Source organism: Streptomyces sp. NPDC107500, assembly GCF_055582785.1.
In genome coordinates this window covers 50,693-62,819 of record NZ_JBVJPF010000007.1, presented here as the reverse complement: position 1 = coordinate 62,819, position 12,127 = coordinate 50,693, and the positions used below count along the sequence as shown (strand labels likewise).

Sequence of the window (12,127 nt, the reverse complement as noted above, 5' to 3'; positions counted from 1 at the left end):
CTTCACAGAATCAGGGAGGCAGTCGTGGAACCTGTCCTGTTGGCACTCATGAGGTCGTCGTCCGGTGCTCCGTCCGTGCTGGAGAGCGTGTTCGCCGAGGCCGTCGAGGGTGCCGGGCGAGATGACGAGGTCTCGGAGCGAATGCTCGACGCCGCCTACGAGCAGTTCTGCCGCATGGGTATCAAGCGTTCGACCATGACGGACGTGGCGCGGCTGGCCGGCGTCTCCCGGATTACGGTCTACCGCCGGTTCGCTACCAAGGACCAACTGGTCGAGCAGGTTGTACGGCGTGAGTTCCGGCGGTACTTCGACCGCTTCATCCTGGACATCCAGGACGCCGACACCGTCGCTGACCGGGTCGTCGTGGGATTCGTGAGTTCGCTCAGGGCCATCCGCCGCAACCGCCTCATCGGCGGTCTCATGACCGCCGAGCCGGACGCCGTGGTCCCGTCCATGACCGGTGACGGCGGCCGCACCCTGGCCGTGGTGCAGCAGTTCGTGGCATCGCGACTGCTTCGGGAACAGCGCGCGGGGAACATCGCCGGTCATGTGCAGGTGGACCTGGTGGCCGAGATGATGGTGCGCATGTCCGCGTCGTTCCTCGTCATTCCCAGCCATGTGATCGATCTCGACGACGATGAACAGCTGGGTGCGGTGGCCCGGCAGTTCCTCGTGCCGATGCTCGGACCACCGCACACACCTCACTCGTAGGCTTCGCCTCGCTCGGCCTTGGCCATCAGGGATTGCGGCGGCTCGAACCGCTCGCCGTACCGCTCGGCCAGCTCCCTGGAGCGGTCGGCGAAACCGTGGAGTCCGCCCGCGTAGCCGTTGATGTACTGCAATACACCCCCGGTCCAGGCCGGGAAACCGATGCCCAGGATGGAGCCGACGTTGGCGTCGGGCACCGACCGCAGGACGCCTTCGTCGAGGCACCGGACCGTGTCCAGTGCCTCGGCGAAAAGCATCCGTTCCTTCATGTCCTCGAACGGGATCTCGCGGCCCGGCACGGCGAAGTGCTCGTTCAGGCCCCGCCACAGCCGCGTACGCCGGCCGTCGACGTACTCGTAGAACCCGGCGCCCGAGGAACGCCCGCCACGCCCGAACTCGTCGATCATGCGGTCCAGGACGGGCTCCGAACCGTGTGGACGCCAGCCGCCCCCCTCGGCCAGGACCGCGGCCCTGGTCTCCTCACGGATCTTCCGGGGCAGAGTCAGCGTCAGTTCGTCCAGCAGTTGCAGCGGAGGCGCGGGGTAGCCGGCCTGCGAGCCGGCCTGCTCCACCGAGGCGGGAGGCAGTCCCTCGCCGATCATGGCCACCGCCTCGTCGATGAACTTGGATATCACGCGACTCGTGAAGAAGCCCCGGCTGTCGTTGACCACGATCGGCGTCTTGCCGATCTGCCGCGCCATGTCGACCGCCTTCGCCACGGTGTGCTCGCTGGTCTTCTCCCCGGTGATGATCTCCAGCAGGGGCATCCTGTCCACGGGGGAGAAGAAGTGCAGACCGATGAAGTCCTCGGGGCGCTTGACCGCCTCCGCCAGCCCGGTGATCGGGAGCGTGGAGGTGTTGGATCCCAGCACGGCGTCCGGTGCGACGACGTCTTCGATGCCGCGGAAGACCTGCCGCTTGAGGGCCGGGTCCTCGAAGACCGCCTCGATCACCAGATCGCAGCCGCTGCAATCTGCCGGGTCGGCGGTCGGCATGATCCGTGCGAGCACCTCGTCGGCCTCGGTCTGGGAGAGCCGTCCGCGTGCCACGGCCTTGGCCAGGACCTGTCGGGAGTAGTCCTTGCCCTTCTTCGCCGCGTCGTAGGTGACGTCCTTGAGCACCACCGGCAACCCGCTGCGGGCGCAGGAGTACGCGATGCCGGCTCCCATCATGCCGGCGCCCAGTACGCCCACCCGGTGGACGGTGTGGGGCGGGTAGCCTTCGGGACGGCTTCCGCCGGAGCCGATGTGCTGCATGTCGTAGAAGAACGCCTGCATCATGTTGGCCGAGATCTGACCCGTCATCAGTTCCACGAGGTAGCCGGTCTCGATCTTCTGCCCGGTCTCCAGGTCGACCTGTGCGCTCTCGACGGCCGCGGCGAGGATGTTGCGCGGCGCCGGCATGTTCGCACCCTTGAGCTGCTGGCGCAGGTGCGCCGAGAGGGTCGGCAGCATCGCCGCCACCTTCGGATGGGAAGGGGATCCGCCCGGCATGCGGAAACCTGGGGCGTCCCACGGCTGAGTGGCCTCAGGGTGGGTCACGACCCATTGCCTGGCCCTGGCGAGCAGTTCCTCCGGCGTCTGGGCGAGTTCATGGACCAGCCCCTTGGCGAGCGCCTCCTGGGGCTTGTACTGCCGCCCCGTGAGCAGGATGTCGGTCAGCGCGTCCTGGAGTCCCAGGAGACGGACTGTCCGGCTGACTCCACCAGCGCCGGGCAGCAGGCCCAGAGTCACCTCCGGCAGGCCGAAGCGGCTGCTCGGCGCGGACAGGGCGATGCGCCGGTGGCAGGCGAGCGCGATCTCGAGCCCGCCGCCGAGTGCCGTGCCGTTCATGGCCGCGGCCACCGGCCTGCCGAGGGTCTCCAGCCGTCGCAGCTGTGACTTCAGGACCGTGCACAGCTCACTGAGTTCCGGGGCGTGGTCCGGCTGAGCCCTGCTCATGAAGCCGATGTCTCCGCCGGCGAAGAAGCTCTTCTTGGCGGATGTGAGGACGACCCCGGTGATGGTGTCCCGCTCCGCCTCGAGGCGGGTGACGGTGGCCTCCATCGAGTCCACGTAGGTCCGGTTCATCGTGTTGACCGGCTGATCGGCATCGTCCATGGTCAGCAGGACGACCCCGTCAGGTCCCTGTTCCCAGTGGATCATGTTCTTCGCCAGCATCGGTGCGGCGCTCCTTTCGAGGGGATGTACGTGGCCGGCGCGAGGGCGGGAGGGGTCACAGCCGTTCGATCACGGTGGCGATGCCCATGCCGCCACCCGCGCAGAGGCCGATCACGGCCCGTCGCGCGGAGCGGCGCTCGAGTTCGTCCAGGGCGGTGCCCACCAGCATGGCCCCCGTGGCGCCGAGCGGATGGCCCATGGCGATGGCGCCACCGTTGACATTGACCTTCTCCCACGGCAGACCGAGGTCCTTGACGTAGCGCAGGACCACCGAGGCGAAGGCCTCGTTGATCTCGAACAGGTCGATGTCGTCCACCGTCAGACCGGCGAGGTCCAGCGCCTTGCGGGTGGCCGGCGCCGGCCCGGTGAGCATGATCGTCGGGTCGGCTCCGCTGACCGCGGTCGCCACGACGCGCGCCCGGGGCACCAGGCCGCACTCCGTTCCAGCCCGCTCGGTACCGATCAGGACGAGCGCCGAACCGTCCACGATCCCCGAGGCGTTGCCCGGGGTGTGTACGTGCTCGATGCGCTCCACCCAGTGGTACTTCTGCAGCGCCACCGCGTCGAAGCCCGCCATGGCGCCGAGGTCCGCGAACGAGGGCTTCAGCTCACCCAGCGCCGCCGCCGTCGTCTCCGGGCGCATGTGCTCGTCCTGGGCGAGCACGGTGACGCCGTTGCGGTCCCTGACCGGGACCACGGACTTGGCGAAGTAGCCGCCGGACCAGGCGTGAGCGGCACGCTGCTGCGACCGGACCGCGTACGCGTCGACGTCGTCGCGCGAGAAGCCCTCGACGGTCGCGATCAGGTCGGCGCCGATGCCCTGTGGCACGAAGTACGTGTCGAAGGCGGTCTCGGGATCCGCGGCCATCGGACCGCCGTCGCTGCCCATCGGCACTCGCGACATCGATTCCACGCCGCCGGCGATCACCAGGCGCTCCCAGCCGGAACGGACCTTCTGCGCGGCCGTGTTCACCGCCTCCAGCCCCGATGCGCAGAACCGGTTGAGCTGGACGCCGGCGACGTGGTCCGGCAGTCCCGCCGCCAGCGCCGCCGTCTTGGCGATGTTCATGCCCTGGTCACCGACCGGGGAGACCACGCCGAGCACGACGTCGTCCAGACGGTCCGGGTCCAGACCGGGGTGACGGTGGCGGAGCTCGTCGATCAGGCCCGTCACCAGTGAGACCGGCTTGACGTGGTGCAGCGAACCCCGTTTGCCCCGACCGCGCGGGGTGCGGATCGCGTCGTAGATGAATGCTTCGGTCACTGTCCTGGCACTTCCTCTCGTCGGCAGGCGACGTGCTGCCGATCCGGGCACTCCGGGTGCAGGTGGTGGATCCGGTGGGGACAAGTAAGAGCGCTTATTGGCTGTCCGTCAATAGTGTTGCGTGCCGTCACATCGCCCAGGGCTGACCGGAGAATGAGAAGGAATACGAGTTCAGTGGACATGTTGAGCGCTCTTGGGCACGCCTCTATTGACTCCGTGCCAAGAGCGGTTCACTGTGGGTCCGCTCAGCAATCCGCTCACGTCTCGCGAGGGAGGGGACCCGTCATGGCCACAGCAGAGCAGTTGCACGAGTCCGTCGAAGGGCAGACGATCACCGCACTACTGCGACGCAACGCCCAGCAGTACGCCGAGCGCCCGGCGCTGACCACCGGAATCGGCCCGGACGCCGGAACCCTGACCTGGTCGCAGCTGCGCGCCGAGGTCGCCGCGGTCACCCGTGGCCTGGTGACCCTGGGACTGAACCGGGGCGACCGCATGCTCATCGCCATGTCCAAGCGGGCGGAGCACTGGATCGCCGACTTGGCCGCGGTCCATGTCGGTGCCCTGCCCTGCAGCACGTACGACACGCTGAGCACCGAACAGATCGGCGCCCTGGCCCGGCACAGCGCGGCTGCCGTCCTCGTCCTGGAGGGCAAGGAGCAGATGCGGCGGTGGCGTCCGGTCCTGGACGACCTGCCGAACCTGCGCGCCGTCGTCGTGCTCGACTGGGACGCCGCTCCGGCCGACGACCCGCGTTTCGTCAGCTACACGGCCGTACGCGGCGCGGTGCCTCCCGACGACGCCGGGTTCGAGGAACTCGCGGACGCCGTCACCACCGACCATCCGCTGACCCTTGCCTACACCTCGGGTACCACCGGTGACCCCAAGGGTGTGGTGCTCTCCCATCGCAACGTGATCCACGAGTGCCTGATGCAGGAGCAGCTCGTGAAGGTGCCGGACCACCCGCGCTCGGTCGCGTACCTTCCCCTGGCCCACATCGCCGAGCGGGTCCTGGGCATCTACATGCCCATCTGCAACGCGGGCCACGTCACGATCTGCCCGGAGCCCGATCAACTCCTGCCCACGCTCCTCACGGTGCGGCCGCACGGCTTCTTCGGCGTGCCGCGGGTGTGGGAGAAGCTCGCCGCCGGCCTGCAGGCGAAGCTCGCGGCACTGCCCGAGGAACAGTCCGCGGCCATGGAGCAGGCCCGGAAGACCGCCCTGGAGGCCTACCTGCTCCGTTCCGACGGCAAGGACGTCCCGGCGGAGCTCGCCGAGGTGTTGGAGAAACTCGACACCCGGGTGATGCGGCCGGTCCGGGCCGCGATCGGACTCGACGAATGCCACAGGGCCTTCAGCGGCGCGGCACCCATTCCGACCCGCGTACTGGAGTTCCTGGCGAGCGTGTCCCTGCCGGTGTACGAGGTGTGGGGGCTGAGCGAGACCACCGGCGCGGCAACGGTCAGCACACCCGGGGCCTTCGCACTCGGCTCGGTCGGAAGGCCGGGACCGGGCATCGAGGTCAAGGCAGCCGATGACGGCGAACTCCTCGTCAGGGGACCGGTCGTGTTCGCCGGCTACCTGCGGAGCGACGGCGGCATCGAGCCTGCTACCGATGCGGAGGGCTGGCTGCCCACCGGAGACGTGGGAGGCGTCGATTCACGGGGCTTCGTCACCATCACCGACCGCAAGAAAGAGATCATCATCACCGACGGCGGGAAGAACATCGCCCCCACCAAGATCGAGTCCCTCCTGCGAGCGCACCCGCTGATCGCCCACGCCGTCGTCATTGGGGACCGGCGGCGCTACGTCACCGCCCTGCTGGTACTGGACGAGGAGACGGCCCCGCTGTGGGCACGGGCGAACGGTGTCGCCGACGCGTCCGGTGTGGACGCGCTGGCCCGTCACCCGAAGGTCCACGCGGCGCTCGACCAGGCCGTGGCCGAGGCGAACGCGGTGCTGTCGCGCACCGAGCAGGTGAAGAAGCACCGTGTCCTCGCAGGCCCCTGGACCGCGGAGACCGGCGAGCTGACACCCAAGCTGAGCCTGCGCCGCCGCGCCATAGACGAAGCGCACGCCGCCACGATCGAGTCGATGTACACATAGGTCCGGCACACCGCGACCACGGAAGGAACCACCACATGGGCGTTCAGCGCCAGGCCCCGCGCCGCAGGATGGAGCCGGACGCCCGGCGAGCCGAGATCCTCGGGGTCGCCCGCAGGCTGTTCGGGGCCAAGAGCTACAGCACGGTGTCCATCGCGGACATCGCCTCCGAGGCAGGAGTGGCCCGTGCCCTGGTCAGCCACTACTTCGGCGGGAAGCGGCAGCTGTACCTGGAGGTGGTCCGGCAGATGATGGTCGTGCCGGCGTCCGTCTCGCAGCGGCTGCCGCCGACCACCGCGGAAGAGCGCGTTTCGATCTGCGTCGACCGGTGGCTCGAAGTCGTGGAACGCAACCGGGAGATGTGGCTGTCCGCGATCGGTCTGGAAGCGCTCGGCAACGACCCGGAGATCGACCAGATCATGCTCGAAGCCGACGAGATCGCGACCGACCGTGTCCTCGAGGCCGCCATGATGGCCGACGTCACCGAGGGCCGGGAGAAGCTCCGGGCGATGATCCGCGCCCACAGCAGCATGCTCAAAGCCGCCTCCCGCGAATGGCTGGTGCGCGGCACCCTCAGCCGCAGCGACCTGCACGTGATGCTCACCCGCACCGTTCTCCACCTGGTCGACACGGTCTACCCCGCCCTGCGCGACAAGTGACTCCACCTTCAGCGCCCCTGCCGAGGAGAGAACTCCATGCCCCGAGTCCTGTCAGATGAACGCCGAGACCTGGTCAAGGCGATCGCCGACTTCTGCCGCCGCGAGTGCGGAACAAAGGAACAGCGCGACAAGCTGACCGCAAACGGTCAGGAGCAGCACAACCAGAACCTGTACGAGAAGATGGCACGCCTGGGCTGGCTCGGCATCGCGATTCCGGAGGAGTACGGAGGTGGGGGCCAGGGAATGACCGATCTCTGCCTGTTCCTCCAGGAGACCTCGTACGGGCTGGCCCCCATCAGCGGTTTCGGCACCACCGTCATCGCGGCCTCCGCCTACGAGAAGTTCGGCACCGAGGAGCAGAAGCGCACGGTACTCGAAGGCGTGGCGGCCGGCCGGGTCGAGGCCATCTCGATGTCGGAACCCGGTGCCGGCTCCGACGTGGGCGCCCTGGCCTGCCGTGCGGAGCGCACCACCGGCGGGTACCTGGTCAACGGCCAGAAGACCTGGTGCTCCAACGCACACTTCGCCGATCACATCCTGCTGATCGCCCGCACGGAGCAAGGGGAGTCGAAGCACCACGGAATCACCCAGTTCATGGTGCCGGCCGACGCCGACGGCCTCCAGATCCGAGGCATCGACACCATGGGCGGCAAGGACGTCAACGACCTCTACTTCACCGACTGCTTCCTGCCCGACTCCGCAGTGGTCGGCGAGCCCGGACAGGGCTGGACGCAGCTCATGGCCGGGCTGAACCTGGAACGGATGATCCTCGCCGCCCTGATGCTCGGCGTCGCACGACGGGCCTTCGACGACACCCTCGCCTATGTCCGCCAGCGCGAACAATTCGGCCGTCCCATCGGCTCCTTCCAAGCGCTCAAGCACCGGATCGCCGACATGGCCACCGAACTCGAATGCGCCCAGTTGCTCCTCGACGACGTCGCACGCGCGATCGACGCCGAACCCGGCCGGGTGTTCGCGCGCGAAGCGTCCATGGCGAAACTCAAGTGCACCGAGCTCGCCAAACACGTGACCCTGGAAGGAATGCAGATGATGGGCGGCTACGGATACGCCACGGAGTACGGCATGGAAGCCCTGCTCCGTTCGACCGTCGTGTCCACGGTGTACGGCGGCACGAGCGAGATCCAGCGGGACATCATCGGCAAGACCTACGGACTGTAGGAGCCGCGATGCTGACCACGCGCTTCTGCGAGACGTTCGGTGTGGAGCACCCGATCGTCCAAGGCGGCATGCAGTGGGTGGGCCGGGCACAACTCGTCGCCGCGGTCGCCGAGGCGGGCGCGCTCGGCTTCCTGACGGCTCTGACCCAACCGACACCGGAGGCGCTCGTCGAGGAGATCGCGCGCTGCCGGGAGATGACCGACAAGCCGTTCGGCGTCAACCTGACCATCCTGCCGTCGATCAACCCGCCCCCCTACGACGAATACCGCCATGCGATCATCGAATCCGGCGTGAAGGTCGTCGAAACCGCCGGTTTCAACCCCGCGGAGCATCTTCCGGAGTTCCGCGCCCACGGTGTCAAGGTGCTGCACAAGTGCACCAGCGTCCGACACGCGGTGAAGGCCGAGAAGGTCGGCGTCGACGCCGTGAGTATCGACGGCTTCGAATGCGCCGGCCACCCCGGGGAGGACGACGTCCCGGGCCTCGTCCTCATTCCCGCGACCACGCGACGGGTGTCCATCCCGGTGATAGCCTCCGGCGGATTCACGGACGGCCGCGGTCTGGTGGCCGCTCTCGCCCTGGGCGCCGAGGGCATCAACATGGGCACCCGCTTTCTGTGCACCGCGGAATCCCCCGTACACCGGCGTGTCAAGGAACAGATCGTCGCCAACAGCGAACTCGACACCGAACTGATCTTCCGTCCCCTGCGCAACACCGCCCGCGTGGCCAGCAATTCGGTCAGCAGGAAGGTCGTCGACATACTCCACGGCGGGGGCGGGTTCCCGGACGTACGGGAGCTGGTTGCCGGGGCCAGGGGGCGCAAGGTGTTCGAGGAAGGGGACCTGGACGCCGGCATCTGGAGCGCCGGCATGGCCCAGGGCCTCATCGGCGACATCCCTACCGTCCGGGACGTCGTGCGGCGGATCGTGGCGGAGGCCGAAACACTCATCTCCGGACGGCTGGCCGCCCTTCGCTGGGCGTCATCTACCCGAACCGACTAGGGGCTGTCCGAAGGGTTGTCTGAGCTGATCAGGGATGTGGCCTACTGTTCGCTGAACGAAGGGGGCCGCATGGCACGCGATACAGCCGGAGCAGAGGCGGGACTCAAAGGGATCAGGTTTCCTGCCTGGCACGGCAAGCACTACGTGACCCTGGCCGAGCTACTGGTTCGCCTCGGCAGCTTCGGCCTGGGCCTGACCTGGCACGTCGAGTTCGACGAGATCGTCGATCCTCGCTGTGTCGAGATGGAGAGACGGTCCGCTAACGCCGGCATGGACACGTTGACCCTGTTGTCGCTGACGACCCCCTTCCTCCAGTTGATCGACGCCGAAGCACGTGGGTTCGCCGAGGACGAGCTGATGCTCGTCCTGACCGAGTTCGACAGCTCCGCGTGGGACGTCAGGGCTGCCGACGAGCGCGTACTCGGCGAACTCCGCCAGCACTACCCGGGTGCCGAGGATCTCTGAACGGGGCCCTATCCGCCGGTCGCAGCCACAGGCGGATCGCTGCCACGGTGACCGTTCCGTGAAAGACGTACGGTGGTAGATCACCTTGTCGAACCCTGTGGGCCGACCGTCTTCGCTGCCGCGGCGCCGGCGGTTGGCCCGCTGGTCTCTCGGCTCGGAGATTGTGTGCTTGATCTGGCGTCTGCGCAGGTGACGCCGGTTGCAGCGTGACGAGTAGGCCTAATCCGCCAGGACCACATTCGATCGACTGATCCAGACGAAACTGCCTAGCTGTAAGGCCCCCACCGCCGTTCCAGGGTGTCGTACGAGTACCGGGGCAGGCCCTCGATGGCGCTGGTGCGGAACGGGCGGCCGCCGTCGTCGATACGGACGGTGCCGGTGCGGCCCTGGGAGGACCAGTCCAGTTCCAGGTACCAGCGGCAGTCGCACGCGCGAGTGCCGGCGGTGACCAGCAGTACTTCGGGGTCCTTGGCCGAGACCCGGTAGGGCATGCGCACGGCCGGGATCGGCGTGCCGGAGTCGTTCCCGGCGACCGCGCGTGCGATGGGGCGGTCCTTGTCCAGGTCCACGGCGAAGGACCGGGGTGTGACGGCGCCGCCGCAGCCCTGGTCCATGGCGTAGGCGCTGCCTTCGGCCGGCGCGGTGCGTCCGCTCACGCGCACGCGCAGCGCCTCCAGCACGACGGCGGTGTCGCTGCGCCCCTGCACCGTCAGTTGCACGAGCGTCTCGCCACCGTGCACCGCGCCCTGCGTCGCCGCCCAGGGCGCGGCGTCCTGCGGGGCAGGGGGCGGGGGGACCTGGTCGGGCTCCTTGGCGATGACGTAGTCGTGGCCGCAGCCGAGCTTCCAGGCCTGTGAGTTCACGGACCAGGCCAGCGGCAGGCGGGCTGGCTGTCCGTCGCCGGAGGCGCCGGACGTCGCGCCGGACGGGGACGTGGTGGCCGGCTTCTTCCCGGGTGCGGGCGGCTGCGCAGAGCGTGCGGCGGAGGGAGTGCGGCTGGGACGCGGCGAGGTGCTCGGCCGCCGGGATGCCTCGGGCCTCGCCGTGCCGGAGGCGGACGGGACGGCTGCCGCCCGGGCGGGATCGCCGGCGGGTGCCCGGTGCCCGTCCGGCAGCGCGGTCAGCGCACCGAGCGTCGTGAGCACGGCACAGGCGCAGGCCAGTGCGCCCACGGCACGTCTGCGGCGGTACCACGGCCGGCGCGGCGACGACACCGCGGACCCTGGGGGCGCGGCATCCGGGGCGGCACCCCCGCCGGCCCCGGCCGCGGGACCCGGCCCGACGGCGTCCTCCACCGCAGCGCCCACGCCGTCGTCCGCCGCCTCGTCCGCGGCATCCGCGACGGCACCCGCCGCGTGTGCGGTACGGGGCCGGTGGCGGGCCGCCACGGCCAGGAGCCAGCTGCGATGAAGTTCCAGCCGCTGCTCCGGCGTTGCCCCGCACAGCGCCGCGAACCGCTCCACGGGCGCGAAGTCGAGCGGCACCGCGTCGCCCGCGCAATAGCGGTGCAGCGTCGAGGTGTTCATGCCCAGTCGGCGGGCCAGCGAGCCGTAGCTGCGGTCGGTGCGCTCCTTCAGCGCCCGCAACTGCTCCGCGAACCGCGCGACCTCGCCGCCGCCTTCGTCGTCCTGTGCCGACATCAGGTCCCCCGTCCTCGTTGCGACCCACGCCCCGGCCCGGGACGGCGTCCCAGGCATCCGTGTACCTGCACGTCAGCGGGGCTGGGATGGTTCCACCGTGTCAGATCACCCGCCGGCTGTTGCGCCCGCCCGCCGCCCGAGCCGATGCTCTGGGTGGCGCACCGGCCGGGCCGGCCCCGGCCGCGCCGTCCACACACTCGTCCCACGGGGGGAACACCCATGTCCATGCGCATCCGAACGGGCGCCGTGACCGCCCTGGCCGTCACCGCCCTCACCGGGGGTGCGGTCCTGACGGCACCCGCCGCGACCGCTGCACCGAAGACGCCGGCGCCCGCGTTCCTGTCGGCGTCCCAGCTGCCGCCGCACCCGACGTCGTCCTGGACCGCCGGGCCGGTCACCGAAGGCTTCCCCGAAGAACTCGACCTGTGCGTCCACACGGAGGGCGTGCCCTCCTACGACTACCGCCACCGCACGTTCCGCACTGACCTGGACACCGGCGCCGTGCAGCTGACCGTCGTCGCGGACACGGCCGCCCACGCCAAGGCCCTGGCCAAGCACTACGACGACCTGATCCGCACCTGCGCCGACCGCATCGAGCAGTCCACACCCGACATCACGGCCGAGGGCCGCGACTACGGCACGCTGCCGGTCGAGGAGGGCGCCCGCGTCCGCGGACTGCACACCGAGACGACCTGGGGTGCCACCGACATCGCCCTGCTCTCGGTCGGACGCGACAACAGGACCGTCACCGTCGTCCAGTGGGCACAGCTGGGCGACTTCACCGACGCACCCGTGGCCGCCTTCAAGAAGACCACGACCCGGGCCGTCAACAAGCTGTACTGACCGGCCCGCCACCCCAGAGCCGGGGCCGTCCTCCCGCCACGGGGGTCGGGAGGACGGCCCCGCCCCACTACTCACTCCGCCCGGGCGGCGTCCACCACGAGCCATT

At 69.4% G+C, this 12,127-nt stretch carries 10 protein-coding genes and 1 pseudogene; 7 read left to right on the top strand and 4 right to left on the bottom strand.

Going from position 1 to position 12,127, the window contains the following annotated elements; translation table 11 throughout:
- Positions 1-75 precede the first annotated feature (75 nt).
- A complete protein-coding gene (locus ACZ67M_RS26815; RefSeq protein ID WP_469853116.1) occupies positions 76-711 on the top strand; it encodes a TetR/AcrR family transcriptional regulator in 636 nt (211 codons plus the stop codon).
- Here ACZ67M_RS26815 and ACZ67M_RS26810 read toward each other — a convergent pair.
- A complete protein-coding gene (locus ACZ67M_RS26810; RefSeq protein WP_469853114.1) occupies positions 702-2,867 on the bottom strand; it encodes a 3-hydroxyacyl-CoA dehydrogenase NAD-binding domain-containing protein in 2,166 nt (721 codons plus the stop codon). The two genes, ACZ67M_RS26815 and ACZ67M_RS26810, sit on opposite strands and share 10 nt — an antisense overlap.
- Before the next feature lie 55 nt (positions 2,868-2,922).
- Positions 2,923-4,131: an acetyl-CoA C-acetyltransferase gene (locus tag ACZ67M_RS26805; RefSeq protein WP_469853113.1), complete on the bottom strand. Its 1,209-nt coding sequence runs from the start codon at positions 4,129-4,131 to the stop codon at positions 2,923-2,925.
- Between the two features lie 285 nt (positions 4,132-4,416).
- Between ACZ67M_RS26805 and ACZ67M_RS26800 the strand changes: the two genes are divergently transcribed.
- The 5 genes from ACZ67M_RS26800 (at position 4,417) to ACZ67M_RS26780 (ending at position 9,538) form a co-directional block, all read left to right on the top strand.
- The gene (locus tag ACZ67M_RS26800; protein WP_469853111.1) at positions 4,417-6,237 is read left to right on the top strand and encodes an AMP-dependent synthetase/ligase; all 1,821 of its coding nucleotides are present in this window, start codon (positions 4,417-4,419) and stop codon (positions 6,235-6,237) included.
- Between the two features lie 35 nt (positions 6,238-6,272).
- A complete protein-coding gene (locus tag ACZ67M_RS26795; RefSeq protein WP_240999898.1) occupies positions 6,273-6,893 on the top strand; it encodes a TetR/AcrR family transcriptional regulator in 621 nt (206 codons plus the stop codon).
- Positions 6,894-6,929: 36 nt separating this feature from the next.
- Positions 6,930-8,072: an acyl-CoA dehydrogenase family protein gene (locus ACZ67M_RS26790; protein ID WP_392015162.1), complete on the top strand. Its 1,143-nt coding sequence runs from the start codon at positions 6,930-6,932 to the stop codon at positions 8,070-8,072.
- 8 nt (positions 8,073-8,080) lie between these two features.
- On the top strand, positions 8,081-9,073 hold the full coding sequence (locus ACZ67M_RS26785) for an NAD(P)H-dependent flavin oxidoreductase (protein ID WP_469853109.1): 993 nt from the start codon (positions 8,081-8,083) through the stop codon (positions 9,071-9,073).
- Between the two features lie 69 nt (positions 9,074-9,142).
- Positions 9,143-9,538 (top strand): hypothetical protein, encoded by a 396-nt coding sequence (locus ACZ67M_RS26780; protein ID WP_469853108.1) that lies wholly within the window; start codon positions 9,143-9,145, stop codon positions 9,536-9,538.
- On the opposite strand, the pseudogene ACZ67M_RS26775 reads toward ACZ67M_RS26780, so the two are convergent.
- Together ACZ67M_RS26775 and ACZ67M_RS26770 are read right to left on the bottom strand one after the other, a co-directional pair.
- Positions 9,471-9,757: pseudogene (locus ACZ67M_RS26775) on the bottom strand (hypothetical protein); the annotation flags it as partial. The gene ACZ67M_RS26780 and the pseudogene ACZ67M_RS26775 overlap by 68 nt on opposite strands.
- Positions 9,758-9,804: 47 nt before the next feature.
- Entirely contained in the window at positions 9,805-11,178 is a 1,374-nt protein-coding gene (locus ACZ67M_RS26770; protein WP_469853107.1) for a helix-turn-helix domain-containing protein, read from the bottom strand.
- Between the two features lie 219 nt (positions 11,179-11,397).
- Between ACZ67M_RS26770 and ACZ67M_RS26765 the strand changes: the two genes are divergently transcribed.
- Positions 11,398-12,021, top strand: a complete 624-nt coding sequence (locus tag ACZ67M_RS26765) for a hypothetical protein (RefSeq protein WP_469853105.1) — start codon at positions 11,398-11,400, stop codon at positions 12,019-12,021.
- The last annotated feature ends 106 nt before the right edge of the window (positions 12,022-12,127 follow it).